Raw genomic sequence first — 26587 nt, forward strand, 5'->3', positions numbered from 1 at the left:
CCTCCTGCTATTTAACCGCAAAGCTCTGCACCAGCGAGCCCAGCAGCAATGCCCAGCCATCGACCAGTACGAACAACATCATCTTGAACGGTAACGAGATGATGACCGGTGACACCATCATCATACCCATTGCCATCAGGATGCTGGCCACAACCAGATCGATGATCAGGAAGGGGATGAACACCATGAAACCGATCTGGAATGCGGTTTTCAGCTCGCTGACCACAAAAGCCGGCACCAGCGTTTTCAGCGATACGTCAGCCTTGGTAGCCGGCGCTGGAGACTGCGAAATCTCAATGAAGAACTGCAAGTCTTTTTCGCGCGTCTGGCTGAGCATGAAGGCCTTCATCGGTTTGGCGGCTTCGTCTGCCGCCTGCTGGAAGGTAATGCGGTCTTCCGATAGCGGCACCCAGGCCTTGTTGTACACCTCGTCCAGCGTCGGTGCCATCACGAACACGGTGAGGAACAAGGCCAGCCCGATCAGCACCTGGTTAGGCGGCGACTGCATGGTACCCAGCGCCTGGCGTAGCAACGACAGCACGATGACAATGCGGGTAAAGGCGGTCATCATCAGCACCATGGCCGGGATGAACGTGAACCCGGTCATGAACAACAGCATCTGCAGGCTGAGCGAATAATTCTGCCCGCCGCCAGCACTGGGCGTGCTGTTCATCATTGGCAGACCGGCGGCCCAGGCACTCAGTGGCAACAGCAGCGACAACAGCATCGCCAACCAGAACTTGCGTTTCATTCGGCCTCGCCCCCCTGGCGCTTACGGCTCTTTTCGATGATGGCGGCCAGCTTTTGCGCAAACGGCGGCATGGTCGCCGCCACGTTGGCCGCTTCCGCCTGCGGCGGCTTATCCAGCGTCTTCAGCAGGGTGACACTGCGCGAGGTAACGCCCAGCACCAGCCACTCGCCTTCCAGCTCCACAATCACTACCCGCTCATGCGGGCCAACCATGACGCCACTGACCACCTTGGCCGGCTGAATGCGGCCCAGCATGCCGGTCATGGTAAAGCGACGAAACAACCAGGCCACCCCGACAATGGCGGCCAGCACGATGGCCAGCCCGAACAGCATCTGCAACAAGCTCCATAAAGGCGAAGGCCCCTCTACCGGAGGGGCCGCCGCCCAGGCCGGGCCGGCAAACAGGGCCAACGCGATCAGGCTGCGCATCATTTCTGCAACCGGCGAATGCGCTCGGCCGGGGTAATGATGTCGGTCAGGCGAATACCGAAACGGTCGTTCACCACCACCACCTCACCCTGGGCAATCAGGCAGCCGTTCACCAGCACGTCCATCGGCTCACCAGCCAGACCATCAAGCTCTACTACCGAGCCTTGCGCCAGCTGTAGCAGGTTGCGGATGGCGATCTTGGTACGACCCAGCTCCACGGTGATTTGCACCGGGATGTCGAGAATCATGTCCAGGTTTTGCGGGCCACCCTGCGGCTGTGCGGCACCCGAGAAATCCTGAAACAGGGAACTGGCCGACTTGGCCTCGGCCGCAGCAGTATTTTCTGCCACTTCCTGCTCGGCCATCGCCGCTGCCCAGTCGTCCATCACGTCGTTGCCACCATCCACGGCACCGGCGACGGAATCGGGGTCAAAGCCTTGTTCTTCAGCCATCTTCGTTTTCTCCGTTTGGCGAGTCGGCCAGGTCGTGCGCTCCGGCCAGAATCGTCTCTACCTTCAATGCATAGTTGCCGGACACGGTGCCATAACTGCACTCCAGCACCGGAATGCCGGACACGTCGGCCACCAGCTTTTCGGGGATATCCACCATGATCACATCGCCCTGCTTGAGGTTGAGGATCTGGCCCAGGGTAATCTTGGCCGTGGCCAGCGTGGCCACCAGCTCTACCTCGGCCGCTTGTACCTGGCGCTGCATCAGGTTGACCCAGCGGTTGTCCACCTCGGTACGGTCTGCTTGCATGGCACTGGCCAGAATATCGCGCAGCGGTTCCACCATCGAGTATGGCAGGCAGACGTGGAAATCCCCGCCACCAGCACCCAGCTCGATATGGAAAGTCACCGCCACCACTACCTCGGTAGGGGTGGCGATGTTGGCAAACTGGGTATTCATCTCGGAACGCAGGTAGGAAAACTCGATCGGGTAAACCGGCTCCCACGCTTTCTGGTACTCGGTAAACACCACTTCCAGCATTTTCTGGATGATACGCTGCTCGGTAGGGGTAAAGTCGCGGCCCTCTACCCGAACGTGAAAGCGGCCATCGCTGCCGAACAGGTTATCGACCACCAGAAATACCAGATCCGGGTCGAAAATCAGCAGACCGGTACCGCGCAGCGGCTTGATGTGAACCAGGTTGAGGTTGGTAGGTACTACCAGGTTGCGGATAAATTCGCTGTACTTCTGCACCCGCACCGGGCCGACCGAAATCTCGGCATTACGGCGGATGAAGTTGAAAAAGCCGATACGCAGATTGCGCGCAAAACGCTCGTTGATGATCTCGAGCGTCGGCATGCGGCCGCGGACAATGCGCTCTTGACGGCCGATATCGTACGACCGTACTGCGCCGCTGTCCGCACCACCTGCTTCGTCGTCCTCCTCCCCGGTAACGCCGCGCAGTAGCGCGTCTACCTCTTCCTGGGACAGGATTTCATCAGCCATAGACGCTTACTGCTGCTGGATGATGAAGGAAGTGAACAGGACGCTCTCTACCGGTTCTTCTTCGGCGGCATCCATCGACTCGTTCATGATGCGCTTGATCTGCGCACGCAGTTTCACCTTGCCCTCGGGCGACGCAACTTCTTCTTCGCTCTTGGACGACAGCAGCAGGATGACGGCGCTACGAATCTTGGGCATGTAAGCCTTGAAGTTGGTCTTGGCGGCTTCGTCGTACAGCTCGGCTTGCATTTCAAGCTGCAGCATCGGCGCGGTGGGGCCTCCGGACAGGTTCACCACGAAGGGCTCCACCTTTTCAAAGATGGGCGGGCCTTCCTTTTTCTCTTTCTTCTTGGGTGCCTCGGCCTTCTCGGCAGAAGCATGGCCACCACCAGCGGCTTCGGCCGCGTGCTTTTGCCCCAGGAACAGATAAGCGCCCAAACCACCAATTGCTGCCAGCACCAACACCAGAAGCACGATGACGATGATCATCAGCTTCTTGTTGCCACCCGCCGGCGCCGGAGCGGCTGCAGCTTTCGCGTCGTCTTTTTTCTCTTTTTCAGCCATGTGGGTTCAACTCGTGATGAAGAAAAGGTTGCTGCGTATTTTCCTTATTTCCGGGTCAGTTGAACAGCGTTTAGCTTGATAAAAGCTTATGCCTGGATACTTAAACCATGATGATGCTGCCCGGAAGCAGCGATCTCGCGCTCCAGCCGGGTCTCATCAGGCTGTCGAGCGGCGGCATGGCGCTGCTGTCCGTGTTGACCCGATTGCTGTCGCGCTTGTTCCTGCGCTTGTTGTTGCGCTTGCTGACTGGCCTGTTGCTGGGTGGAAACCTGGGTGCTACCCAACTGGATGCCGCCCTGCTCCAGTAGCTTGGCCAGTTGCGGCAAACTGTTTTCTACAATGCTCTTGGCTTCAACGTTGGCCGCCACCACCGAAATCATGGCCCTGTCTTGCTGATCGAAGCGGATGGAGATATCCAGCGGCCCCAATTGCTCGGGATTAACCTGGATACTCGCAGAGTCGACGTTCATTGACACCATGCTACCCAGCTTCTGGCCAAACGCCTCCCGCCATTGCGGGGTATCGGCCATTGGCTGCGCTATGCGCCAGTCGCCAGTTGCCGGGGTGGACGCTGAGGCGGGTGCGGTCAGCAGCGGCGGCAACATTTGCCGCTGGCTGCCGGCTGACAGTTCCTGATTTGCCGCCATGTCTGCCGTGGCCTGCGCTGCTTCGCGGCGGAACATCAAGCGTACATCCGCCGGGAGCACCTCGTTACGCTGACGCGCAGGCAACATGCTGTCACTGGCCGGCGTCCACGGCTGGCGCATGGCATCGCCCTGCCCCGACTGCGCTGCCGACTGCTGCGCTTGCAAGAAAACACCAGGCTGTGTAACAGGCGCGGAGGGTCCGGCATGGGTGTTGGCAGGCTGCGCAGTGCCAGCCTGCAGCCGGCGGGCCAACGCCTCGCGCTCGGCTGGCGACAACGCCAGCAACGACGGTACGGCACTGGCAGCCTCTGGCAAGCGCGGCGACTGGCCAGCCTGGCTGGCATCAAGCTGACGCGCCAACTCTGGCAGCGCCTGCGCAGCTGGCAAACCGCTTTCAGTACCGGTGCGCTCAAGCGGCGCATCGCGACGGGAAGGCTGTGCTGGCGGGACGTGCAGCCCAGCCTGCATGGCAGCAGCTGTCGCGGCATCGGGTACCAATACCGCCGGGCTGGCAGCATCGCTGGCTGGCTCCGCATTCGCGTCGGCAACTGGCGGGGTAAGCTTGGCTACTGGCAAAGGGAAGGCAGCCTGCATCTGAGCCAGCAAGGCATCGTCAACGCGCCCGGATGACAAGGTCTGCTCATCCACTGTGGGTAGAGGCCTGTCCGCTAGCGACTGCGGCGCAGATGGTTGCGGCAACAGGCTAGCCGGGCTGGCTACCAGACCCAACGCCGCGCCAGGATCGTTGGCCGCAACACTACTGCCGACACCACCCAGTTGGCCGGCAAACAAATCAGCAAACAGCCAGGTATCGCTGCTACCGGCTTGTCCGGCAATGGTTGGCGCGGTTGCGGCAGCGCTTTGGGGCGCGCGGCTTACGTCGGCAACCGGTTTAAGAGAGAAGCCCATGATCGGCACCTCGGGTACGGAACAGCGGCTTTAAAGCAGAAAACATGCCAATGCACCGTAGCAGGTGCTAACCTTAGTCCGGCTTGCGGCGGGCGGCAAATTCGTCCAGCGCCTTTTGCTCTTGGCGACGCTGCTTCAGCGCCAGACGGACTTTCTCGCGCGCCTGCAACACCTCGTACGACTTCAGCTGCTTGCGCTGCTGTAGCCAGGCTTGCTTTTCCATCAGGAAACGCTGCATGGCACGGTCGACTTCGCGCTGCTGCTGCTGTTCGGCGTCGCCCAGCTTTTGCATGAACAAGCGAAAGTCGGCCCACTGCGCCACGCTGGTACCGGCCTGACCTTGCTGCAGCATGCGCTGCTGATAGTCCTGGATGAAGCCTTTCACCTGCAACAGTGTGTTTTCCGCCTGTTGCTGCGCCGCCTGCGCTTTGCGCATGCGCTCGGCTGCCGCATCGAGGCGGTCGTTAGCCAGACGAATCAGCAGGTCGAACTTGCTCATAACGATGATCAGCCGGTCAGCACTTCATTAAGCAACATGGTACTCATGCCGGCGTCGACATTTTCGTGCTGTGCCTGCACCAGAAAGCCGGTAAGCCGGGTATGCAGGCGGATGGCTTCGTCCAGCATCGGGTCGGAACCGGGTACGTAGGCGCCGACACTGATCAGATCACGGCTGCGCTGGTAGCGCGAGAACAGCTGCTTGAAGCGGCGGGCGCTGTCCATGTGTTCGCGCGGCACCACGTCCACCATTACCCGCGAGATCGACTGCTCGATATCGATGGCAGGATAGTGGCCGGATTCGGCCAACTCGCGCGACAGCACGAAGTGGCCGTCCAGAATGGCCCGCGCCGAATCGGCGATCGGGTCTTGCTGGTCATCGCCTTCCGACAGCACGGTGTAGAAAGCCGTAATCGAGCCCCCACCCGCCTCGCCGTTACCGGCGCGCTCGATCAGCTGCGGCAGCTTGGCAAACACCGACGGCGGGTAACCCTTGCTGACCGGTGGCTCGCCGATGGCCAGTGCAATCTCGCGTTGCGCCATCGCATAACGGGTGACCGAGTCCATCAGCAACAGCACGTCCAGGCCTTGGGCGCGGAAGTATTCGGCTAGCGCGGTAGCGTAGGCGGCGCCGTGCAGACGCATCAGCGGTGGCATGTCGGCCGGGGCGGCCACCACCACCGAACGTGCCAGGCCTTCTTCGCCCAGGATGTGCTCGATGAAGTCCTTCACCTCGCGCCCCCGCTCGCCGATCAAGCCCACCACCACCACGTCGGCGCGGGTAAAGCGCGCCATCATGCCCAGCAGCACCGATTTACCGACACCAGAGCCGGCAAACAGGCCCAGACGCTGGCCGCGGCCAACCGTCAACAGACCGTTGATGGCCTTGACGCCCACGTCCAGCACATGGCGCACCGGGGTACGCTGCAACGGGTTCAATGGCTGGCTGTACAGCGGGTAGTACGCCTCGGGAAACACGCCTCCCTTGCCGTCCAGCGGCCGGCCCAGCGAATCCAGCACCCGGCCCAGCAGGCTCAGCCCTACCGGCACTTGCCGCCCCAGCGGGCCGTTGACCTCGGCCTTGACCTGCTGCTGGCCGTAAGCCGGCGGCTGCACCCAACGTGCCGGCCGTACCGGCGTGCCGGGCAGCAAGCCCTGGATATTGCTAACCGGCATCAGGAACAGCTTGTCGCCGGCAAAGCCCACCACTTCGGCCTCCACCACGTGCTCGGGCGTTACCTGCACCTCGCAGGCACTGCCTACCGGCAGGCGCAAACCCACCGCCTCCATCACCAGGCCGGTCACACGCGTCAGCTGGCCTTCCGGCAACCATGCCGGCGTCTGCTGCAACGTCTGTCGGCACGACTGCAGGTAGTCGCGCTGCGCTTGCAGCAGGTCAATCATGGTCGGGCACCCCCAGCGCTTCGCGCAATGCGGCCAACCTTGGTGACAGCGTCAGGTCCAGCCGCACGGTGCCGGTATCGACAATGCAGCCACCGCGCGCGATGGCCTCGTCCGGCAGCCATTGCCAGCTGGTGGCCGGGTGGCGCTCCTGGGCAAAGGCCTGGATCACGGCCAGGTCTTCCGGATTGGCGCGTACCCGCGCCTGGGTCAGCCCGTGGCCGATATCGTCCAGCGCCGCCTGCAGCACCGGCAGCACCGCCTTGTCGTCCAGCGCGATACGCGCGGCAACAATCTGTTCGGCAAACCCTACCGCCAATTGCAGCACCTCGGCCGACAGGCCTGCCCCCAGCTGTTGCAGCTGGTCTTGCATGGCTTGCTGCAGCTGCGCCAACGGCGCCCAGTATTGCTCGAAGTTGGCCGCAGCGTCGGCCAGCGCCTGCTGCGCGCCTTCCGCTTGCCCCTGGGCAAAACCCTCCTGCTTGCCGGCCTCAAAGCCGGTCTGCCAGGCGTCCTGATGGATGGCTTCCAGCTCAGCAGCAGTCGGATACGCCGGCGGCGGCAGAACCGGCTCTTCCGGCAGCAGCTCGGCGGCCGGTTCCAGCGGCTCGGCCGCTACTGGCGGCTGCAAAGCAGAAAGCCCCTCGACGGGGGCTTCGCTAGGGTTGGCCGCGGCGGGTGCCGGCTCCGGGCTAGGCGCCGGCGCCGCCCCGATTTCACCGAACCGCCACGACTGCCACTGCCCGAGCGCTTCTGCCGGGATGATGTTGTTACTCGACAAGGCCTTCGTCTCCACCCTTGCTTGCAATCACGATCTGGCCTTCGTCGGCCAGCTTGCGCACGATCTTGAGGATTTCCTTCTGCTCGGCTTCCACTTCGGACAGCTTGACCGGGCCTTTGGATTCCAGGTCGTCGCGCAGCATTTCGGCAGCACGCGACGACATATTGCGGAAAATCTTGTCCTTGAGTTCCTGGCTGGTACCCTTCAGTGCCACCACCAGCGAGTCGGACTGCACTTCGCGCAGAATGGTCTGGATGGAGCGGTCGTCGATTTCCAGGATGTTGTCGAACACGAACATCTTGTCCTGGATACGCTGCGCCAGCTCCGGATCGTACTCGCGGATGTAGGACAGCGCCGAGGCTTCGACGTTGGAACCCAAAAAGTTGAGGATTTCGGCGGTCATGCCCACACCACCGGCAGCGCTCTTCTTGACGCGGTCGGAGCCGGACAGCAGCTGGGTCAGTACGTCGTTCAGTTCGCGCAGGGCCTGCGGCTGTACGCCTTCCAGCGTGGCGGTACGGATCAGCACCTCGTTACGCATGCGCTCGGGGAAGTAGGACAGGATGGCACTGGACAGGTCGGGATCGAGGTGCACCATGATGGTGGCGATAATCTGCGGGTGCTCGTTGCGGATCAGGTCTGCCGCCGACGACGGGTCCATCCACTTCAGGCTCTCGATACCGCTGTGGTCGTTGCCTTGCAGGATCTTGTCCAGCAGGTTGGCCGCCTTGTCCGGGCCCAGCGCTTCCACCAGTACGTTACGCAGGTATTCGTCGGTAGCGCCAAAGTTGGCACGCGCCGCGCACTCCTCGCGGAACTGGCCGACGACTTTTTCCACTTCCTCGTGGCTGAGGTTGCTCAGGCCGGCCATGGCCAGACTGAGCTTCTGCACCTCTTTGGGCCCCAGGTATTTGAATACCTCGATCGCCTCGGCCTGCCCCAGGCTGAACAGCAGCACCGAGCTGCGACGAATACCGGCATCACTCATCTGACGTTATCCATTCCTTGATGATCTGCGCTGCCATGCGCGGATCGGCTTTCACCAGGTCACGAGCAGCCTGCAGATGGGCTTCGTACTGACGACGGGCCTGCTCCTTCGGATCGAGGTTTTCGCTGCCCGCACTGCCTTCGCCGGTAGCGGACACACCGTCTTCGCCCTCTTCGCCGGCCACCGCCAGCAAACGGCCGCCAGCGGTAGCGGCTGCGCCTTCCTGCTCCCCTTCCGGCAGCACCGGTGCCGGCGGCTTGGTAACGTCGCGCATGATGGGTCTCACCACACCGAACAGCAGGTACAGCACTGCCAGCGTCAGCAGGCCATATTTGATCAGCTCACCCGCATTGAGGCTGACAAAGTCGATAATACGATCTTTGGCGGTACTGGCCGGTACCGTGTCGGCGAAGCTGGCATTGACCACATTCACCGAGTCGCCACGGTCTTTATTGTAGCCGATGGCTTCCTGCACCAGACTCTGGATTTGTGCTGATTCTTTCTCGGTCAACGGGGTAGGCTTCACCTCACCGTTAGCATCGGCCACCATTTTGTAGTTCACCACCACCGCAGCCGTCAGCCGTTTGATATTGCCCTTGGGCATCTTGGTGTGCTGAATGGTCTTGTCCACCTCGTAATTGGTGGTGATCTCACGGTTGATCGTGCCCGAGGCGGTACCCATCGGCAAACCGGACAAAGTTGCCGTACCCGGCGCCGCTCCCGGCGGCAGGGTCAACGGGGCCGATGCTGCCGACGGTGGCTGGTTGGTCAGTGCACCAGGCACACCGGAAGGCAGGCTGGCATCCCGCCCCAACGATTCGACAATCTGCTGACTGCGGGTGGCAGACGGATTGGGCGTGGAGTTGGGACGATAGGTTTCCGACGTCTGCTCTACCTCGGCAAAATCGACGTTGGCCGTCACCTGGGCGCGGGCATTGCCCTTGCCGAAAATAGGCTCAAGGATAGCCTCGACACGCTTGGCGTAATCGGCCTCAATCTGACGCACGTAATCCAGCTGGCGCCGGTCGAGACCGGACGCGTTGTTGAGGTCTGGCAAGCTGGACAGCAGGTTGCCATCCTGATCGACGATGGAGACATTGCGCACCGGCAGGTTGGGTACCGAACTGGAAACCAGGTGCAAGATACCGGCGATCTGGCCGGCATCCAGAATGCGACCACCACGTAGCGTGAGCATGACAGAGGCAGTAGGCAGCTGCTGCTCGCGCACGAACACGCTTTGCTTGGGCATGGCCAGATGCACGCGAGCGGCCTCGACCACGCCAACCGATTCGATGGTACGTGCCAGCTCGCCTTCGATGGAGCGCTGATAGTTGACCTGCTCGGCAAACTGGCTGATGCCGAATTTCTGTTTGTCCATCAGCTCGAAACCGACCCCCCCCGCCTTGGGCAAGCCCTGACTGGCCAACTTCAGCCGTACATCGTAAACCTTGTCGTTGGGTACAGAAATCACGCCACCATCACTAATCTGGTATGGCACGTTCATCTGTTGCAGGGCGGCGGTAATCTGGCCACCATCACGGTCGGCCAAGCCGGTGAACAGTACTTTGTATGCCGGCTCGCGATTAAAGGCAAACAGCGCAATGGCAATAGACAACACCGCGGCAACCGCGGTGAAGAAGATGATTTTCTTGTTATTGGGAAGGGCCTTGAAGCGCTCCAGCGCTTCGTTCAGGCGCACCCTCCAGGCAGGCGTAGCGTTGTCTACCAGATCAGCCATACAGTGGTTGTTTCGTTATTGATTCTTCCGCTGCCAGCCGAGGTTAACCAGCGCAGCGCTACACTTGCGTATTCATGATTTCCTGGTAAGCCGAAACCAGCTTGTTCCTGGCCTGCATCATGGTCTGGAAACTCAGGCTGGCCTTCTGCATGGTTACCATGACGTCCTGGATATTGACGCCTTCTTCGCCCAGCTCAAAGCGTTTTTGCAGCTCTTGGGACGTCTGCTGCACCTGGTTGACCTGCTCCAGCGTGGTTTTCAGCACATTGGAGAAATCAACCTCCGGTGTCTCTTCCGTGGCCGGCGCCTGTTTGCCGGCCGCCAGTGCAGACATGGCGCGCAGCTCGCCCAGCAACTGATTGATACCTTGCGTTGACATGTTGACCTCGTCCGTAACACGGGGCGATCAAACCGACTCGCCGTCCTCTTCGCGATAGCGCTGCAGCTTGTAGCGCAGCGTTCTTTCACTCATGCCCAGCCGCTCTGCGGCCAGTTTCTTTACACCACCCGTCGCCGCCAGCGCTTCCAGAATATGACGCTTTTCCACCGAACGCATGTCGGTTTCTTGCGGGGCAGCCTGGGGCACTTCGGGAACAGGAATGGCTTTAGCGGACGTGGCAACATTCAGCATCAGATCGGCGGCAAAAACTTCCGCACCCGCGGCAAGAATTGCCGCTCGTTGCATTACATTGTCCAGTTCGCGGATGTTACCTTCCCAACTATAGGCCGTCAATTCTCGCTCGGCATCGGCGCCCAGCACCAGACGGCTTTTTCCCATGGCTTCAGCGTGCTTACGCAGCAATTTTCGTGCCAAAGGCAGAATGTCGTCCCGTCGCTCGGCCAAACCGGGCAGGTTGAGCGGGAAAACATTCAGCCGGAAGTACAAATCCTCGCGAAAACGCCCGGCGGCCACTTCGGCCTGTACGTCACGGTTGCTGGTAGCCAGCACGCGAATATTCAGTTTGATGGTGCGCATGCCGCCAACACGTTCCACTTCGCGCTCCTGCAGCACGCGCAGCAACTTGGCCTGCAGCGGCAGCGGCATTTCGGTAATTTCGTCCAGCAGGATGGTGCCGCCCTGTGCTTGCTCGAACTTCCCCGGCATGGCGCTGGTGGCGCCGGTAAAAGCACCCTTCTCGTGACCGAACAGGGTGGATTCCAGCAGGTTATCCGGAATCGCCGCGCAGTTCACTGCCACAAACGGGCCATCCTTGCGCCGCGAGTGCTGGTGCATGAAACGCGCCAGCACTTCCTTGCCGGCGCCGCTGGGCCCGGTGATGAGGACGCTGGCGTCGCTGGGCGCGACGCGGCTGGCCACCGAGACGATCTGCTTCATGGCCGCCGACTCGGCCACCATGGCTTCGGCCGTTACTTCGGGCGCTTCCAGCAGAAAGCGCTCCACCTCGTCGATCAGTCGCTGCGGCTCAAACGGTTTCAGCAGGTAATGGCTGGCACCGGCGCGTAACAGCTCGACGGCGCGCTCTACCACGCCGTAAGCGGTCATCAGCACGAACGGCAACCCCGGGTAACGGTCCTTGATGTGGGCAAACAGGGTGTAGCCGTCCATCGGCTGCATCTGCGCGTCGGACACCACCAGGCCCACCGGCTCCTGGCGCAACACCTCCAGCGCGGCTTCGCCGTCGCTGGCTTCCACCACATTGAAACCGGACAACATCAGGGTATCCACCAGCGCTTCGCGCAGGTCGGCATCGTCTTCCACCACCAGTACGGGCAATCGTTTCATGCTTGCTTCTTCTGTTTCACACTAGCGCTGCGGCAGCCTGCCGCAGCGGAATATCGTCTTCCGGCTGCCACTAGTCGGCATGAACCCGGCCGGCGCACAAGGCAACCAGCCGCGGCGCAATGGCGGCCAGCGGCAGTACTTCATGCACGCCACCAAGGGCGATGGCTTCCTTCGGCATGCCGAACACCACACAGGACGCCTCGTCCTGCGCGATATTGTGGGCGCCCGCTTCTTTCAGCTCAGCCATGCCGGCGGCGCCGTCCCGCCCCATGCCGGTAAGGATGACGCCGATACAGTTTTTGCCGATGACGTTGGCCGCAGAACGGAACAAGACGTCCACCGATGGCTTGTGGCGGTTCACCGGCACCCCGGCATGCAGGCTGGTGGCGTAACCGATGGTACTGGCCGGCTTCACCAGCAGGTGCGAATGACCGGGGGCAATGTATACATGGCCAGGCTGCAGGCGCTCGCCATCCACCGCCTCTTTCACGGTCAGCTTGCACAGCGCGTCCAGGCGCACGGCAAACGACTTGGTAAACATTTCCGGCATGTGCTGGGTAATGACAATAGGCGGCATGTTTTCCGGCAAGGCTGTCAGCAGCACGCGCAGCGCTTCAGTCCCGCCGGTAGACGAACCGATAACGATCACGGTTTGCCGCCCCAGCGACAGCTTGCCCGGCTGCCGCGGCAGAATCATGTCAGCACTGTGGCTGGGCGCCACTTCTATCGGCTTGGTCGGGCCAGTCTTTTTATCGAGTGCCATAGTTTCCCTTGTTTAACGTTCAGTCCAGACCGGCTTGTTGCCGCCATTGGCGACACCAGGCATCACAGGCCTGCTCCACCAGGTCCAGCACGCGCTCGAAGCCGTCGGCGCCACCGTAGTACGGGTCGGGCACTTCGGCCTCTGTTCCCAATATCGACAACAACAACTGCGGTGTCACGCCTTTTTGCGATATCCGTCGCAGCGCTGCCAGATTGGCTTTGTCCGCGGCCAGGATCAGATCAAAGCGGTCAAAGTCAGCGGCTTCCACCTGCCGGGCGCGCTGTGCGCTCAGATCATAGCCGCGGCGTCGTGCCGCCTGTACCGTGCGCGGGTCGGGCGCTTCGCCTACGTGATAGGCATGCGTGCCGGCGGAGTCTACTGCAACCAGGCCATCCAGACCATGCCTGGACAATGCCGCCCGCATCACGCCCTCTGCGGTGGGCGAGCGGCAGATATTGCCCATGCACACCATCAGTACTTTTTTCTGCATGACATGGCTTCCTTGCGGCCAACCTTACAGGCCGTTCATCCAGGCTTTTTCCTTGAAGGCTTTCAGCTCGTCGCGCAGCTTGGCGGCTTTTTCAAACTCCAGGTTGCGCGCTGCTTCCAGCATCTCTTTTTCCAGCCGCTTGATCTCTTTGGCCAGCGCCTTCTCGTCCAGCATGGCAATGCGGGCGGTTTCGGCCAGTGTTTTCTTGTCGCCGGCATCGGGCTGATACACGCCGTCGATGATGTCCTTTATCTTCTTGTTGACGCCCTGCGGCACGATGCCGTGCTCGGTGTTGAACGCCACCTGCTTGGCGCGGCGGCGCTCGGTTTCATCGATGGCGCGCTGCATGCTGTTGGTGATGCGATCGGCGTACAGGATGGCCGTACCGTTAAGGTTACGCGCGGCGCGGCCGATGGTCTGGATCAGGCTGCGCTCGCTGCGCAGGAACCCTTCCTTGTCGGCGTCCAGAATGGCCACCAGGCTGACTTCCGGAATATCCAGGCCTTCGCGCAGCAAGTTGATGCCGATCAGCACGTCGAACATGCCCAGCCGCAGGTCGCGGATGATTTCCACCCGCTCCACGGTGTCGATGTCGCTATGCAGGTAGCGCACCTTGATACCGTGCTCGGTGTAGTAATCGGCCAGCTGCTCGGCCATGCGCTTGGTCAGCGTGGTCACCAGCACGCGCTCGCCGCGCTCGATACGCAGGTGGATCTCCGACAGCAGGTCGTCCACCTGGGTGGCCACCGGGCGGATCTCGATTTGCGGGTCTACCAGGCCAGTTGGCCGCACCACCTGCTCTACCACCTGGCCGGCGTGCTGCTGCTCGTAATCGGCAGGCGTGGCCGACACGAAGATGGTTTGCGGCATCAGGCGCTCGAACTCGTGGAATTTCAGCGGGCGGTTGTCCACCGCCGACGGCAGGCGGAAGCCGTAGTCCACCAGGTTCTGTTTGCGCGCCGCGTCGCCTTTGTACATGGCACCCACCTGCGGCACGGTGACGTGGCTTTCGTCGATGAACATCAGCGCATTCTTGGGCAGGTAGTCGATCAGCGTCGGCGGCGCGTCGCCGGGGTCGCGGCCGGAAAAGTGGCGCGAGTAGTTTTCAATGCCCTTGCAGAAGCCCATCTCGTACAGCATTTCCAGGTCGAAGCGGGTGCGCTGCTCGATGCGCTGCGCCTCCACCAGCTTGCCCTCTTTCAGGTACCAGGCCACACGGTCGGCCAGCTCGGTCTTGATCTTCTCACAGGCGCGCAGCACGGTGTCGCGCGGCGTCACGTAGTGGCTGGACGGAAACACGGTGAAGCGGCCAACCCGTTGCTTGGTAACGCCGGTCAACGGGTCGAACAGGGTGAGCGTCTCCACCTCGTCGTCGAACAGGCTGATACGCAGCGCGGTGTCGTTGCTTTCCGCCGGAAACACATCGATCACGTCGCCGCGTACGCGGAAGGTACCGCGGGCGAAGTCCATGTCGTTGCGGTCGTACTGCATGGTCACCAGCCGGCTGACGATGTCTTTCTGCGGCGTGGTTTCGCCTTCCTTCAGGTGCAGGATCATCTGGTGGTATTCGGTGGGGTCACCAATACCGTAAATGGCCGACACCGTGGCCACGATCACGCAGTCGGGGCGCTCCAGAATGCTCTTGGTGGCCGACAGCCGCATCTGCTCGATGTGCTCGTTGATGCTGGAGTCTTTCTCGATGAACAGGTCGCGGCTGGGCACGTAGGCCTCGGGCTGGTAGTAGTCGTAGTACGACACGAAGTACTCCACCGCGTTTTCCGGAAAGAACTCGCGCATTTCGCTGTACAGCTGCGCCGCCAGCGTCTTGTTGTGCGCCATGATGATGGCCGGCCGCCCGGTGCGGGCGATGATGTTGGCCATGGTGTAGGTCTTGCCGGAGCCGGTTACCCCCAGCAAGGTCTGGTACGTGAGGCCATCGTCCAGCCCTTCTACCAGCGACGCGATGGCCGCCGGCTGATCACCCGCGGGCGGAAAGGGCTGATGCAACCGGAACGGGCTGCCTGGGTAGGTTACCAGCATGCAAGGTCACTCTTTCGTCATAGAAATGGCGGCAATAGGCTGCCATTTTCATGTATTTTGGCTAAAACTAAAACCGGACAACTGCCTGGATTCAATTTAAAATAATAATGCTCGATAAACTCGAATAACGGGTGCACCCGGCAGGCCGTTGCCAAGGCACGGCGCTGTGCGCGCATCACCTGAGTGTGATCTCCCCTGCCGCGTCGCACCGAAGCATCCACATTGCATCGGAGTCCTTTTACATGATGCTCAGAACCCTCGCCCTGGCAGCCTGCCTGCTGGCAGGCAGCATGGTGGCGCAAGCCGCCCAGCCTGTAAACCTGGAAAGCCACCCATACAGTAGCAGCCCGCGGCTGAATTCACAGGCTGCTGTGGTGGTAGATTCGCAAACCGGCCGCCTGGTTTATGAAAAGAATGCCTCGCAACGGCAGCCAATTGCATCGATCACCAAATTGATGACCGCAATGGTGGTGCTGGACGCCGGCCTGTCGATGGATGAGCCGATCACCATCACCGACGATGAAGTAGATCGCCTGAAGAACACCAGCTCGCGGCTGAGCGTCGGCTCCACACTGACGCGTCGCGAAATGCTGCTACTGGCGTTAATGTCGTCTGAAAATCGCGCTGCCGCGTCGCTGGCGCGTGCTTACCCTGGTGGCAAGGCTGCCTTCATTGCCAGAATGAACCAGAAGGCGCGCAGCATTGGCATGCAACAGGCGGTATTCCATGACGCCACTGGCCTCGACATGCGCAACAGCGCCACCGCCCTGGACCTGGTACGCATGGTAAAAGCCGCCTATCAGTACCCGTTGATCCGCCAGTACTCGACCACGCACGAATACATGGCCCACCCCAGCGCCAGCCGCGTGCTGCACTACAAAAACAGCAACCCTTTAGTACGTGAAGGCGAATGGGACATCGGCTTGTCCAAAACCGGTTTTATCGAAGAAGCAGGCCGCTGTCTGGTGATGCAGGCGACGATGGGCACCCAGCGCCTGATCGTAGTGCTGCTGGCCGCCAACGGCTCTGCAGCGCGGGTGAACGACGCCAAGTCGATCAAGACCTGGCTGGAGGCGCACCCCAATACCTGGCTGTCGGGCTAATCCCGGCATCGCCACACAGCACAAGGCCCAGCGCAATTGCGCTGGGCCTTGTGCTTTTACCGGCGGCCAACCTTTGACACGACAAGCTTGGCCGCCACGGCCTGTCAGGCCGGCTGACGCCGGAACGCGATCAGGTGATCTAGCTCCAGCCGGATACCGATGGCCTCGCCAATGGCGTGGTTGTGGTGGCTGGGCACCTGCGCCAGCACCTGCTGGCCGCTATCCAGCTGCAGCGTGTACAGGAACTCCGAGCCACGGAACACCTTGCCCAGCACACGGGCCGTCACCGGGCTGGCGTCGTCGTGCACCACGTCGTCCGGCCGCAGCAGCACGTCCACCTCGTCCCCCTCGGCAAACTGGCGCGGTACAGCGCTGCAGTACTCGCCCAGCGCCAGCGTAACGCAACGCGGGCCGGTGACCTTGCCCGGTACAAACGCCCCCTGGCCAATGAAGTCGGCCACATAACGGCTGGCCGGCTCGTGGTACAGCTCGTACGGCGGCGCCCACTGCTGCAGGCGGCCTTCGTGCATCACCCCCACCTTGTCGGCCATGGCAAAGGCCTCGTTCTGGTCGTGCGTCACCAGAATGGCGGTGGTGCCTTGCGATTTGAGGATGTCGCGCACCTCGCGCGACAAACGCTCACGCAGGTCCACATCCAGGTTGGAAAACGGCTCGTCCAGCAGCAGCAGCTTGGGCTGCGGCGCCAAGGCCCGCGCCAGCGCCACGCGCTGCTGCTGGCCACCGGACAGCTCGTGCGGGAAAGCCTGCGCATACGCGGCCAACCCTACCACCTCCAGCATGGCCAGCACGCGCTGCTCGCGCTCGGTACGCGGCAGCTTGCCCAGGCCAAAACCGACGTTCTCGCCCACCGTCAGGTGCGGAAACAGCGCGTAGTCCTGGAACACCATGCCGATCTGGCGCTGGTGCGCCGGCACACTGTCGGTCACTGCGGCAATGCGCTGGCCCGCCAAACGGATTTCGCCAGCATTGAGTGTTTCAAAACCGGCAATACAGCGCAGCACCGTGGTCTTGCCACAGCCAGAGCTACCCAGCAGGCAGGCGATCTCGCCCTGCTGCAAGGCAAAAGACATATCGTTGACTACGGTCTTGCTGCCGTAGCTTTGCGACACCGATTCCAATTCAAGCAAGGCACTCATCAGGCGACATCCCGTTGGCGCGACAGCAGAATGGTGGGAATCAGCCCCACCAGTACAATGGCAATGGCCGGCAGCGCTGCCTGGTCCCACATGCCCTCGGCTGTCATGTTGTAAACGCGTACCGACAGCGTGTCCCAGCCAAAAGGCCGCGTCATCAGCGTGATGGGCATCTCCTTCATCACGTCGACAAACACCATCAGCACGCCAGTTAGCAGGCCGCCAGACAACAGCGGCAAGTAAACACGACGCAGCAGCGCCCAACCGGAGCACCCCAAGTTACGCGCTGCCTCGTCGTGACTGCGGGTAATGCGGTTCATCGCCGACTCCACTGCCGAGTACGCCACCGCCAGGAAACGGGCGACAAACGCCAACAACATGGCCAGCAGGGTACCCTTGAAGACCGCAGTGACTTCCCCACCCCAGCCCATCAGGGCAATGATCTGGTTATCCAGCCACGCCACCGGCACAAACACCCCCACCGCCAGCACGGTACCGGGGATGGCATAGCCCATGGTGGCCACTCGCGCCAGATTGCGCATGGCGCTACTGCCCTGACGCCGCACCAGGTAGGCCAGCACCAGCGCAATGGCGGTAACCAGCGCCGCAGCAATCAGTGACAGGCTGACCGAGCGCCAGGCATAGCCCAGAAAATCGCTGCTGAACTGGTTGGCAAAATCCAGCGACGCCCAGTAGATCAGCTGCAGCATCGGAATGACAAATGCCAGCATCAGCACGCTCGCAGCCGCCAACGTGGCTGCCCAGCCACGCCAACCCGGCAGCGGCAGGCGCGGTTGCGGTGCGGCACGGCCAGCCTGCGCGTAGGCGCGGCGGCCACGACTACGCTGCTCCAGCACCAGCACGATGAATACCAGGATGACCAGCAAGGAGGCGATCTGTTTGGCGGTATCCAGCGAAAACAGCGCAAACCAAGCCTTGTAGATCGCACTGGTGAAGGTGTCGTAATTAAACACCGCCACGGTACCGAAATCGGCCAGGCTTTCCATGATCACCAGAATCAGACCGCCGGCAATCCACGGCCGCGCCATGGGCAGCGCAATGCGCCAGAAACCCTGGCTGCGAGACAGCCCCAGGCTCTGCCCCACCTCCAGTGCGCGCCGGCCCATGGTGGCAAAAGCATTGCGACTGAGCAGGTAAACGTAGGGGTAGAACGCTAGCGACATCACCAACACCAAGCCCCAGCCGCTACGGATTTGCGGAAACCAGCGCATATCGTCGAAATGCGGGCGCAGCCAGGTTTGCACGGGGCCGGTAAATTCCAGCAAGCCCACCTGGGCAAAAGCCATCACGTAGGCAGGCATGGCCAGCGGCAGCATCAGCGCCCAGTTGAACAGGCGGCGGCCAGGAAACTCGTACACCGCCACCAGCCAGGCCAGGCTGACACCCAGCAGCAGCACACCAGCGCTGACACCCAGCAGCATGATGGCGGTGTTCTTGAACAGTTCGGGCAGCGTGAACTCGATCAGGTGCGACCAGATGGCCGGATCAGGCGTCAGCGCCGACAACATCACCACGGCCAGCGGCACCACAGTGCACAAGGCAATCAGGCCGGCCAGCAGCCAAGGCAGAACAGAAGCGCGCAGACGGCTCATGAGGAAGTAAGTTCGATAAAAGAACGCATTATCGTTGCAGTTAAGGGTGTAGGGAAAGAGTGCAAACACCACCAGACAGCAGCCACAACAACCACACGGCAGGCTATGGCCGGGCTATCAACAAACAAACCCTGCTTGCCAGGCAAACAGGGTTTGTCATCAAGCGCACAGCCTGGTTACAGCCACGGCTGCGGGCACAACGCTTACTTGTAACCCATGCGGTCCATCAGCTTCACTGCTTCCGCTTGCTTGGCGCCGGCTTCGGACACGTTGATCAGGTCAGACTTGAAGCTGCCCCACGCGGCAACGGTCGGGTTGGCTTTTACTTTCGGGTTAGCCGGGAATTCCATATCGATATCGGCGTACAGCTTCTGTGCCTTTTCCGACGACAGCCATTCCAGCAGTTTTACAGCGCCTTTCGGGTTCTTGGCGTGTTTGGTCACACCAGCACCCGACACGTTGACGTGCACGCCACCCTGCTTCTGGTTAGCCCAGAATACGCCCACTTTCAGGCTCGGGTTCTTCTTCAGCAGACGGCCGTAGTAATAGGTGTTAGCAATGCCCACGTCACACTGGCCAGCATCGATGGCTTCCAGCATCTTGGTATCGTCCGGGAATACCGGTGCCGCCAGGTTATCTACCCAGCCTTTCACTACTTTCTCGGTGGCGGCCACGCCCTTGTCGGCGATCATGGTGCCTACCAGGGACTGGTTGTATACCTTCTTGGAGGTACGCAAGCACAGGCGACCCTTCCACTTCGGATCGGCCAGGTCCTCGTAGCTGGACAGCTGCTCCGGCTTCACGGTCTGGGTATTGAAGAAGATGGTACGGGCACGCACCGACAGGCCAAACCAGTTGCCAGCCGGGTCGCGCAGGTTGGCCGGCAGGTTGGCCGCAAGCGTAGCGGACTTCACCGGCTGGAACAGGCCCATATTGCTGGCTTGCCACAGGTTACCGGCATCAACAGTCATGAAGATGTCCGCAGGGCTATTGGTGCCTTCGGCCTTCAGGCGTTCCATCAGCGGGCCTTCACCACCGCTGACAACGTTTACTTTGACACCGGTTTCCTTCTCGTAGGCTTCCAGAATCGGCTTGATCAGCTGTTCGGCACGCGCCGTGTACAGGGTGATCTCTTCTGCCATGGCTACGCCGCTGAATGCTGCCAGCACGGCAGCCAACATTACCTGTTTCTTCACAACCAGCTCCTTTTTCGAGCCCGTTAACGGGCCTGCGTCACGATCAGGCGCCGAGTATAAACAGCGAAGAGAACCATTATCAACACGATTACGGTTTTTATTTCTCAACGTGGTATCACCGGGAACCTTACCCAATCGCCAGCGTCAACTTTTAGTTTACCGTTACGCAAACGGGCTACCGCAAAGCGTGGCTGTACCTGCTCGATCTCGATATCGCCCAGCTGTTGTTCGGGCACGCCCAGCACCGCGCCGTCAAGGCGACGAATCTCTGTCGCCGGCCGCGGTTTGTACACCACCAGACGATCGCGCACAGCCAGACCATCCAGCGCGCCAGCCGACAGATAAATGCGGTCCCCCTCTACCCTGCTGACGCGGGTGGCAAACGGCAGGCATTGCACCGCGCTGGAGACCTTGTCCACTACCTCGTTCAACGTCTGGATAATGACCTGGCCGTAATCGTTCTGCGCCAGATCGCCGGCAGCAAATACACGCTGCGACAGTGGCCCGACGTCACCGTGAGCGTGACGCAACAAATTGTCGCGCAGCAAAATGCCGCCACTGAGCGTGTCGTACAGCCAGTACTCCAGTTCAAACCGCCGCTCGATGGGCACCTGCTTCAGCGACAAGCCGAGCAAACCGGCAAATGGCCCCTGATAGTAGCTACCTTGCCGCCCGTCGGGCGCAGAGCCAAAAGCACCAAGGCGTGGCGCCTGACGCAGCACACTGGTATCGATAATGCGGCCAGCCAGCACGAACTGCGCTGCTTCGCGCTTGCCGATGTCGCGCACGGTATCTGCGGCAGCGCTGGCCTCGCGCATCACGCCGCCTGGGAAGATGGATATCCCGCCAGCGTACAGCGCCTGAGTGTCACGGCGCTGGTTGAACAGCCGCACCAGATCGCCGGGAAACCAGGTGGCGATGCTGCCCAGATCACCGGCCACAGTTGGCCGTTCCAGCTGAAAATAGGTAGTGACGATGCGGCGAGCCAAAAAGCGGCCGGGCGGCATGGCAGCACGCTGGCAGGGGTCCAGCTGCTTGCTGTCTTCACCACCATCCGTGTCGTGTTCTACCCGAACAAACAGCAAGCCCTCGCGGCGCGACTCGCTTAGCACCCGCGTCCTGCCCGGCAAGGTCAACGGCCCCAGCATCAGGCTTTCCTGGGTTTGCAGGCCGGCCACCATATTGCTGGACGCTACCAGCCCACCTTGATGGGTAATCGCAATCTGGCGCAGGGCATCCTGAATGGCGGCCTCTCGTGCCGCCACCCCCCCCGCCTCTAGCGAGGCAATGCCTTCGGCCTGATATACCTCGGCCACGGCCGGCTGCAGCCACAAAACAAACGCCGCCCAGCAGGCGGCGCGCATGGATCTGGATAGTCGCATCATGTCCTAGTGCGAAACGTAGAAATCCCCGCCGTACACACAACCACTATCGGTGCAGCCAAGCTTGCTGCCATCGGCAGCCGGCATCACCCTGGCCGCTGCCGCCACATTACCGGTGGTTACCAGTGCCGTACGATACGCCTTGAAGAAGCCTTCATCCAGCACCACTTCGGCGATGGTCTCGCTGCTGCCATCCGGCTTGAACTCGGTAGACAGCAAACGTACGCCGCGCAGGTAGGCATCGACGTAAACACGGAAGGTGTCGTTAACGGTAACCAGGTTGCCAACCGAACTGCTACCGGACAACTTGAAGCCCTGCACTTGCTCGGCTACCGCACGGTAAGCATCCAGCTGCGAGGCGCGCATAGCCAGCAGACGGCGCTGCACTGGCGATAGCTCCTTGCCGGTGGGGGGGGCACCGTAGCCGATGACACGCAGGCGCAGCGCATTGAACTGCTCCTGCTTGTGCTCGGCCGGCGGGTCGGCCAGCGGGCCGACGTAGCCACCGCCCATCATCACGCCAGACGGTGACATTACCGGCTGACGCGAAATACCAGGCTGCTCGTGAGAGCCGGCGACTGCCGGCGCCTGTACCGTACCGGGTGGCAGAGCAACCACGCTCCAGCCTTCACCCGCCGCCGGGGCAGCCGGGCCGGACGCGCAGGCAGTCAATACGGACATGGCCAGCAAGCCGGGAATCAATCGGGTGATCTGTTTCATAAATGTGCTCCGCCGAGTAACTTAGTCATTTTATAGCTTGTTCGTCATTTATCGACTACAGCCGTGCAATCTTGAGCTACTTTTCAGCAAACCATGAAAAATACGGCCTGCCGCGCACTGCGCCCGGCTGCAACAGGCGTGCTACACTTCCAGCCGCCCGCATTTCAAGGAACGCCTTACACCATGAAAAAACTGCTGTGCTCGCTGCTGATGCTAATGCCGCTGTCCGTCCTCGCCGCGCCCACGGTGGAAATGACCACCAACAAGGGCCTGATCACCATCGAGCTGGACCCGGCACGCGCGCCCAAGTCGGTAGAAAACTTTGTGGCCTATGTGAAAGCCGGCCACTACAACGGTACGGTGTTCCACCGCATCATCGATGGCTTCATGATCCAGGGCGGCGGCTTTGCCATACAGAATGGCGCACTGGCGCAAAAACCCACTCGCGCCCCGATTGCCAACGAGGCTGACAACGGCCTGAAAAACGTCATCGGCAGCATTGCCATGGCGCGCACCAACGACCCGAATTCCGCCACTTCGCAGTTTTTCATCAATCTGGTGAATAACGACTTCCTCGACTTCCGCAGCAAGACCCCGCAAGGCTGGGGTTATGCCGTGTTTGGCAAGGTGACCGCTGGCATGGATGTGGTGAACCGCATCTCCAAAGCGCGTACCGGTTTCATCGGTGGCATGCAGGATGTACCGATCGAACCGATCGTCATCACCAAAGCCATCTACAAACCCTGATTCACAAGGATAGACACATGATCAAGCTGACCACCACCCACGGTGACATCGTTATCGAACTGTTCGCCGACAAGGCACCGAAAACCGCGGCCAACTTTGAACAATACGTACTGGACGGCCACTACAACGGCACCATCTTCCACCGCGTGATCAACGGCTTCATGATCCAGGGCGGCGGCTTCACTGCCGACATGGACCAGAAAGACACCCGCGACCCGATCCAGAACGAAGCCAACAACGGTGTTTCCAACAAGACCTACACCATTGCCATGGCCCGCACCCCGGACCCGCACTCCGCCAGCGCCCAGTTCTTCATCAACGTGGCCGACAACGACTTCCTGGACTTCCGCAGCGAAAGCATGCAGGGCTGGGGCTACTGCGTGTTCGGCCAGGTAGTACAAGGCCAGGACGTGGTTGACCGCATCAAGACCGTGGCCACCGGCCGCAAGGGCGGCCACCAGGACGTGCCGGTAGAGCCGGTGGTGATCGAGAAAGCCGAGATCATCCAGGCCTGATAGCGGCCCGGTCGGCGTGCCTGCACGCCGGCCAGCAAGCGATCCCACCGACACCCCCTGCTGCCTGGCACAGGGGGTGTCTGCCATCAAGAAACCGAGCCATGGCCATTCACCTGATTTCCGACCTGCACCTGCACCCGGGCGAACCGTGGCTGGGGCAGCTGTTTACCCGTACGCTGGCCGACTGGCGCGGCAACATCGACGCGCTGTACATCCTGGGCGACCTGTTCGAGTACTGGGTAGGCGACGACGACGACGAGCCGTTCACCCGCGACATGCTGGCGCAGATGCGCCACTTTGCCGCCCAAACCCCGCTATACGTGCTGCGCGGCAACCGCGACTTCTTGCTGGGCGCCGGTTTTGCCGCCGCCAGCGGCGCCACGCTGCTGGACGAACCTCACACGCTGACCATCTGCGGCCAACCTTATGTGCTGGTGCACGGCGACGGCCAGTGCACCGACGACGCTGCCTACCAGCAGTTTCGCGCCATGGTGCGGCAGCCGGCGTGGCAGGCCGCCTTCCTGCAAAAACCGCTGGCAGAACGCCACGCCATTGCGCAGCAGATCCGCACCATGAGCGAGGCCAAGAAGCAAAGCGACGGCCTGACCGACATTGGCGACGTCAACGACGACGCCATCCGCGCCTTGCTGACCGCCCACCCCGGCGCCACGCTGATCCACGGCCACACCCACCGCCCGGCCAGCCACACGCTGCAGCTGGACGGCGTGCCCCGCCAGCGCTGGGTAATTGCCGACTGGTACGCCGGCCACGGCGGCTACCTGCGGCTGGACGAGCACGGTGTCAGCGCCCACCCGCTCAGCCTGTAACGCCCAGGCCGCAACCTGCGGCCAACCTTGCCTGCCGGGCGCGTCGGGCAGGCGCCTGTCTGCCCCCCGGCGGCACTGCCGCCGCTGCTGCCGGTTCCCTCTCCAGCCTTCCGCCGCAGACAGCCGCCATCACAGTCAAAAACCGCTACAAGGGTTATCACGCAAGGGTTTTCCCGCAAGGGGCAGCCCCAACAGACAAGCCAGAAACCTGTTTTTAGAATCCGGGCACACAAGCACCGTCACCTGCTGACGGCACAACAACACACCCCGGAGTATCTGAACATGAGTTTGGGAATGCAGGCTTTCCTGGCATTTATGCCCATCTTGCTGTCGGCCATCCTGCTGGTCGGCCTGAACTGGCCAGCCAAGCGGGCCATGCCTGTCGTCTTTATCGCCACCGCGCTGATTGCCATCCTGGGCTGGGAGATGAGCCTGAACCGCGTGCTGGCCTCTACCCTGCAAGGCGGCCTGATTACCTTGTCGGTGCTGTGGATCATCTTTGGCGCCATCTTGCTGCTGAACACGCTGAAGCACTCCGGCGGCATCCTTGCCATTCGTGAAGGCTTTGCCAACATCACGCCCGACCGTCGCATCCAGGCACTGATCATTGCCTGGCTGTTCGGCTGCTTCATCGAAGGCGCTTCCGGCTTCGGCACCCCGGCGGCCATTGCCGCCCCGCTGCTGGTAGCCATGGGCTTTCCGGCACTGGCGGCAGTACTGCTGGGCATGATGGTGCAATCCACGCCGGTGTCGTTCGGCGCGGTGGGCACCCCGATCCTGGTTGGCCTCAATACCGGCCTGGATACCGCCACCATCGGCGCCCAGCTGCAAGCCAATGGCAGCAGCTGGCAGGCCTACCTGGCGCAGATTACCAGCCAGGTTGCGATTACCCATGCCATCATCGGCACCCTGATGCCGCTGTTCATGGTGATGATGCTGACCCGCTTCTTCGGCCGTAACCGTTCGTGGCGCGAAGGTCTGGCGGTAGCCCCGTTTGCCATCCTGGCCGGCGTAGCTTTTACTGTGCCGTACGCCCTCACCGGCATGCTGCTGGGCCCCGAGTTTCCGTCCATCATCGGCAGCCTGGTTGGCCTGGTGATTGTGGTCGCTGCTGCCAAGGCCGGCTTCCTGATGCCCAAGCAAAACTGGGACTTTGCCCCTGCCAAGGACTGGCCCGAAGAATGGCTGGGCTCGATAGAAATCAAGCTGGAAAGCATCGGCAACAAAGCCCCGCTGTCGGTTAGCCGCGCCTGGGTGCCTTACCTGCTGGTTGCTGCCTTGCTGATCCTCAGCCGCACTAACGATACCGTTAAAAGTGCACTGAAGGCCGTGGCCTACAAGAGCGGCGATCTGCTGGGTGAAAAAGGCATTACCGCTGTCATCGACCCGCTATACCTGCCGGGCGGCATTCTGGTAATGGTAGTGATTGCCACCTTCTTCCTGCACCGCATGAAGTGGACCGAAATGCGCGCTGCCATTGGTGAGTCGGGCAAGGTACTGTTCGGCGCCGGCTTCGTGCTGATGTTTACCGTGCCGATGGTGCGCATCATGATCAACTCCGGCGCGAACCTGTCCGGCCTGAAATCGATGCCGATTGCCATGGCACAGTATGTTGCCGATACCTTCGGCACCGCCTACGCTTTCTTTGCTCCTACCGTAGGCGCCATGGGGGCGTTCATTGCTGGCTCCAACACGGTAAGCAACATGATGCTGGCGCAGTTCCAGTTTGGCGTAGCCGAGAACCTGGCCATCACCAGTTCGATGATTGTGGCCGTGCAGGCGGTAGGCGCCGCAGCTGGCAATATGGTAGCCATCCATAACGTGGTGGCGGCATCGGCCACGGTTGGCCTGCTGGGCCGCGAAGGCGCCACGCTGCGCCGCACCATCCTGCCCACGCTGTACTACCTGATCATGGCCGGCTTGATTACCTGCCTGGCACTGTACGTCTTCGGCGTACGCGACGCACTGTCTGCCTGATCGCCCTTGCTACACCCCACCGAACCCCGGCCCTGCCGGTAATGCCAGTCAGTTAAGACTTGCGACTGCAAATCCAGTAAAAGGGAACATGTTCATCATGTTCCCTTTTTTGCTGTATGAGCCTGCTACAACACGCATTAAATGACACGCTGCCACACA

26 protein-coding genes are annotated in these 26587 nt (G+C 61.5%); 5 read left to right on the forward strand and 21 right to left on the reverse strand.

Annotated features, from left to right (window positions below):
- Window positions 1–7 precede the first annotated feature (7 nt).
- From fliP to uvrB, 16 genes are all read right to left on the reverse strand, one after another.
- Complete coding sequence (gene fliP, locus ACK4FZ_RS16225) at window positions 8–751, reverse strand: flagellar type III secretion system pore protein FliP (protein ID WP_409822669.1); 744 nt, start codon at window positions 749–751, stop codon at window positions 8–10.
- Window positions 748–1182, reverse strand: a complete 435-nt coding sequence (gene fliO, locus ACK4FZ_RS16230; RefSeq protein ID WP_409822672.1) for a flagellar biosynthetic protein FliO — start codon at window positions 1180–1182, stop codon at window positions 748–750. Before fliO ends, fliP begins: the two co-directional genes overlap by 4 nt.
- Entirely contained in the window at window positions 1179–1631 is a 453-nt protein-coding gene (gene fliN, locus ACK4FZ_RS16235) for a flagellar motor switch protein FliN (protein ID WP_409822675.1), read from the reverse strand. The genes fliO and fliN overlap by 4 nt, the downstream gene beginning before the upstream one ends.
- On the reverse strand, window positions 1624–2634 hold the full coding sequence (fliM, locus tag ACK4FZ_RS16240) for a flagellar motor switch protein FliM (RefSeq protein ID WP_409822678.1): 1011 nt from the start codon (window positions 2632–2634) through the stop codon (window positions 1624–1626). Before fliM ends, fliN begins: the two co-directional genes overlap by 8 nt.
- A gap of 6 nt (window positions 2635–2640) precedes the next feature.
- Window positions 2641–3195 (reverse strand): flagellar basal body-associated protein FliL, encoded by a 555-nt coding sequence (fliL, locus tag ACK4FZ_RS16245; RefSeq protein WP_409822681.1) that lies wholly within the window; start codon window positions 3193–3195, stop codon window positions 2641–2643.
- An 86-nt stretch (window positions 3196–3281) separates the two neighbouring features.
- Window positions 3282–4751, reverse strand: coding sequence for a flagellar hook-length control protein FliK (locus ACK4FZ_RS16250; RefSeq protein WP_409822683.1), 1470 nt, complete (start codon window positions 4749–4751; stop codon window positions 3282–3284).
- Window positions 4752–4824: 73 nt separating this feature from the next.
- Window positions 4825–5250 carry a flagellar export protein FliJ gene (gene fliJ, locus ACK4FZ_RS16255; RefSeq protein ID WP_409822686.1) on the reverse strand — a complete coding sequence of 142 codons (426 nt, stop codon included), beginning with the start codon at window positions 5248–5250 and terminating at the stop codon, window positions 4825–4827.
- A gap of 8 nt (window positions 5251–5258) precedes the next feature.
- Entirely contained in the window at window positions 5259–6653 is a 1395-nt protein-coding gene (gene fliI, locus ACK4FZ_RS16260) for a flagellar protein export ATPase FliI (protein WP_409822689.1), read from the reverse strand.
- A complete protein-coding gene (locus ACK4FZ_RS16265; protein ID WP_409822692.1) occupies window positions 6646–7431 on the reverse strand; it encodes a FliH/SctL family protein in 786 nt (261 codons plus the stop codon). The genes fliI and ACK4FZ_RS16265 overlap by 8 nt, the downstream gene beginning before the upstream one ends.
- On the reverse strand, window positions 7421–8419 hold the full coding sequence (gene fliG, locus ACK4FZ_RS16270) for a flagellar motor switch protein FliG (protein ID WP_144372063.1): 999 nt from the start codon (window positions 8417–8419) through the stop codon (window positions 7421–7423). The genes ACK4FZ_RS16265 and fliG overlap by 11 nt, the downstream gene beginning before the upstream one ends.
- The gene (gene fliF, locus ACK4FZ_RS16275; protein ID WP_409822695.1) at window positions 8412–10157 is read right to left on the reverse strand and encodes a flagellar basal-body MS-ring/collar protein FliF; all 1746 of its coding nucleotides are present in this window, start codon (window positions 10155–10157) and stop codon (window positions 8412–8414) included. The genes fliG and fliF overlap by 8 nt, the downstream gene beginning before the upstream one ends.
- A gap of 58 nt (window positions 10158–10215) precedes the next feature.
- Complete coding sequence (gene fliE / locus ACK4FZ_RS16280) at window positions 10216–10536, reverse strand: flagellar hook-basal body complex protein FliE (protein ID WP_409822698.1); 321 nt, start codon at window positions 10534–10536, stop codon at window positions 10216–10218.
- Window positions 10537–10563: 27 nt separating this feature from the next.
- Complete coding sequence (locus ACK4FZ_RS16285) at window positions 10564–11901, reverse strand: sigma-54-dependent transcriptional regulator (protein WP_409822701.1); 1338 nt, start codon at window positions 11899–11901, stop codon at window positions 10564–10566.
- Between the two features lie 70 nt (window positions 11902–11971).
- Window positions 11972–12664, reverse strand: a complete 693-nt coding sequence (locus ACK4FZ_RS16290; protein ID WP_409822704.1) for a chemotaxis protein CheB — start codon at window positions 12662–12664, stop codon at window positions 11972–11974.
- Window positions 12665–12683: 19 nt separating this feature from the next.
- On the reverse strand, window positions 12684–13154 hold the full coding sequence (locus ACK4FZ_RS16295) for a low molecular weight protein-tyrosine-phosphatase (RefSeq protein ID WP_409822707.1): 471 nt from the start codon (window positions 13152–13154) through the stop codon (window positions 12684–12686).
- 24 nt (window positions 13155–13178) lie between these two features.
- Window positions 13179–15194, reverse strand: a complete 2016-nt coding sequence (gene uvrB / locus ACK4FZ_RS16300; protein ID WP_409822710.1) for an excinuclease ABC subunit UvrB — start codon at window positions 15192–15194, stop codon at window positions 13179–13181.
- Between the two features lie 242 nt (window positions 15195–15436).
- Between uvrB and pbpG the strand changes: the two genes are divergently transcribed.
- Entirely contained in the window at window positions 15437–16297 is an 861-nt protein-coding gene (pbpG, locus tag ACK4FZ_RS16305; protein ID WP_409822713.1) for a D-alanyl-D-alanine endopeptidase, read from the forward strand.
- 104 nt (window positions 16298–16401) lie between these two features.
- On the opposite strand, the gene ACK4FZ_RS16310 is transcribed toward pbpG, so the two are convergent.
- The 5 genes from ACK4FZ_RS16310 to ACK4FZ_RS16330 form a co-directional block, all read right to left on the reverse strand.
- Window positions 16402–17454: an ABC transporter ATP-binding protein gene (locus tag ACK4FZ_RS16310; protein WP_409822715.1), complete on the reverse strand. Its 1053-nt coding sequence runs from the start codon at window positions 17452–17454 to the stop codon at window positions 16402–16404.
- Window positions 17454–19064, reverse strand: a complete 1611-nt coding sequence (locus ACK4FZ_RS16315) for an ABC transporter permease (RefSeq protein WP_409822718.1) — start codon at window positions 19062–19064, stop codon at window positions 17454–17456. The genes ACK4FZ_RS16310 and ACK4FZ_RS16315 overlap by 1 nt, the downstream gene beginning before the upstream one ends.
- 203 nt (window positions 19065–19267) lie before the next feature.
- A complete protein-coding gene (locus tag ACK4FZ_RS16320) occupies window positions 19268–20260 on the reverse strand; it encodes an extracellular solute-binding protein (protein ID WP_409822721.1) in 993 nt (330 codons plus the stop codon).
- A 104-nt stretch (window positions 20261–20364) separates the two neighbouring features.
- On the reverse strand, window positions 20365–21645 hold the full coding sequence (locus ACK4FZ_RS16325; RefSeq protein ID WP_409822724.1) for a flagella assembly protein FlgT middle domain-containing protein: 1281 nt from the start codon (window positions 21643–21645) through the stop codon (window positions 20365–20367).
- A gap of 3 nt (window positions 21646–21648) precedes the next feature.
- Complete coding sequence (locus ACK4FZ_RS16330; RefSeq protein ID WP_409822727.1) at window positions 21649–22362, reverse strand: LPP20 family lipoprotein; 714 nt, start codon at window positions 22360–22362, stop codon at window positions 21649–21651.
- A 183-nt stretch (window positions 22363–22545) separates the two neighbouring features.
- On the opposite strand from ACK4FZ_RS16330, the gene ACK4FZ_RS16335 reads away from it, so the two are divergent.
- The 4 genes from ACK4FZ_RS16335 to ACK4FZ_RS16350 all read left to right on the forward strand — a co-directional run bounded on the left by ACK4FZ_RS16335 (window position 22546) and on the right by ACK4FZ_RS16350 (window position 26428).
- Window positions 22546–23109, forward strand: a complete 564-nt coding sequence (locus ACK4FZ_RS16335) for a peptidylprolyl isomerase (protein ID WP_409822729.1) — start codon at window positions 22546–22548, stop codon at window positions 23107–23109.
- A 17-nt stretch (window positions 23110–23126) separates the two neighbouring features.
- Window positions 23127–23624: a peptidylprolyl isomerase gene (locus ACK4FZ_RS16340; protein WP_144372075.1), complete on the forward strand. Its 498-nt coding sequence runs from the start codon at window positions 23127–23129 to the stop codon at window positions 23622–23624.
- 101 nt (window positions 23625–23725) lie between these two features.
- On the forward strand, window positions 23726–24451 hold the full coding sequence (locus ACK4FZ_RS16345; protein ID WP_409822733.1) for a UDP-2,3-diacylglucosamine diphosphatase: 726 nt from the start codon (window positions 23726–23728) through the stop codon (window positions 24449–24451).
- Window positions 24452–24733: 282 nt separating this feature from the next.
- Complete coding sequence (locus ACK4FZ_RS16350) at window positions 24734–26428, forward strand: L-lactate permease (protein ID WP_409822735.1); 1695 nt, start codon at window positions 24734–24736, stop codon at window positions 26426–26428.
- The last annotated feature ends 159 nt before the right edge of the window (window positions 26429–26587 follow it).

Origin of the sequence: Vogesella sp. (genome assembly GCF_046297735.1) — a bacterium.
Classification (GTDB): domain Bacteria; phylum Pseudomonadota; class Gammaproteobacteria; order Burkholderiales; family Chromobacteriaceae; genus Vogesella; species Vogesella urethralis.

Coding starts and splice junctions, on each gene's coding strand:
- fliP (WP_409822669.1), bottom strand. CDS start 751: ATGAAACGCAAGTTCTGGTTGGCGATGCTGTTGTCGCTGCTGTTGCCA.
- fliO (WP_409822672.1), bottom strand. CDS start 1,182: ATGATGCGCAGCCTGATCGCGTTGGCCCTGTTTGCCGGCCCGGCCTGG.
- fliN (WP_409822675.1), bottom strand. CDS start 1,631: ATGGCTGAAGAACAAGGCTTTGACCCCGATTCCGTCGCCGGTGCCGTG.
- fliM (WP_409822678.1), bottom strand. CDS start 2,634: ATGGCTGATGAAATCCTGTCCCAGGAAGAGGTAGACGCGCTACTGCGC.
- fliL (WP_409822681.1), bottom strand. CDS start 3,195: ATGGCTGAAAAAGAGAAAAAAGACGACGCGAAAGCTGCAGCCGCTCCG.
- ACK4FZ_RS16250 (WP_409822683.1), bottom strand. CDS start 4,751: ATGGGCTTCTCTCTTAAACCGGTTGCCGACGTAAGCCGCGCGCCCCAA.
- fliJ (WP_409822686.1), bottom strand. CDS start 5,250: ATGAGCAAGTTCGACCTGCTGATTCGTCTGGCTAACGACCGCCTCGAT.
- fliI (WP_409822689.1), bottom strand. CDS start 6,653: ATGATTGACCTGCTGCAAGCGCAGCGCGACTACCTGCAGTCGTGCCGA.
- fliG (WP_144372063.1), bottom strand. CDS start 8,419: ATGAGTGATGCCGGTATTCGTCGCAGCTCGGTGCTGCTGTTCAGCCTG.
- fliF (WP_409822695.1), bottom strand. CDS start 10,157: ATGGCTGATCTGGTAGACAACGCTACGCCTGCCTGGAGGGTGCGCCTG.
- fliE (WP_409822698.1), bottom strand. CDS start 10,536: ATGTCAACGCAAGGTATCAATCAGTTGCTGGGCGAGCTGCGCGCCATG.
- ACK4FZ_RS16285 (WP_409822701.1), bottom strand. CDS start 11,901: ATGAAACGATTGCCCGTACTGGTGGTGGAAGACGATGCCGACCTGCGC.
- ACK4FZ_RS16290 (WP_409822704.1), bottom strand. CDS start 12,664: ATGGCACTCGATAAAAAGACTGGCCCGACCAAGCCGATAGAAGTGGCG.
- ACK4FZ_RS16295 (WP_409822707.1), bottom strand. CDS start 13,154: ATGCAGAAAAAAGTACTGATGGTGTGCATGGGCAATATCTGCCGCTCG.
- uvrB (WP_409822710.1), bottom strand. CDS start 15,194: ATGCTGGTAACCTACCCAGGCAGCCCGTTCCGGTTGCATCAGCCCTTT.
- pbpG (WP_409822713.1), top strand. CDS start 15,437: ATGATGCTCAGAACCCTCGCCCTGGCAGCCTGCCTGCTGGCAGGCAGC.
- ACK4FZ_RS16310 (WP_409822715.1), bottom strand. CDS start 17,454: ATGAGTGCCTTGCTTGAATTGGAATCGGTGTCGCAAAGCTACGGCAGC.
- ACK4FZ_RS16315 (WP_409822718.1), bottom strand. CDS start 19,064: ATGAGCCGTCTGCGCGCTTCTGTTCTGCCTTGGCTGCTGGCCGGCCTG.
- ACK4FZ_RS16325 (WP_409822724.1), bottom strand. CDS start 21,645: ATGATGCGACTATCCAGATCCATGCGCGCCGCCTGCTGGGCGGCGTTT.
- ACK4FZ_RS16330 (WP_409822727.1), bottom strand. CDS start 22,362: ATGAAACAGATCACCCGATTGATTCCCGGCTTGCTGGCCATGTCCGTA.
- ACK4FZ_RS16335 (WP_409822729.1), top strand. CDS start 22,546: ATGAAAAAACTGCTGTGCTCGCTGCTGATGCTAATGCCGCTGTCCGTC.
- ACK4FZ_RS16340 (WP_144372075.1), top strand. CDS start 23,127: ATGATCAAGCTGACCACCACCCACGGTGACATCGTTATCGAACTGTTC.
- ACK4FZ_RS16345 (WP_409822733.1), top strand. CDS start 23,726: ATGGCCATTCACCTGATTTCCGACCTGCACCTGCACCCGGGCGAACCG.
- ACK4FZ_RS16350 (WP_409822735.1), top strand. CDS start 24,734: ATGAGTTTGGGAATGCAGGCTTTCCTGGCATTTATGCCCATCTTGCTG.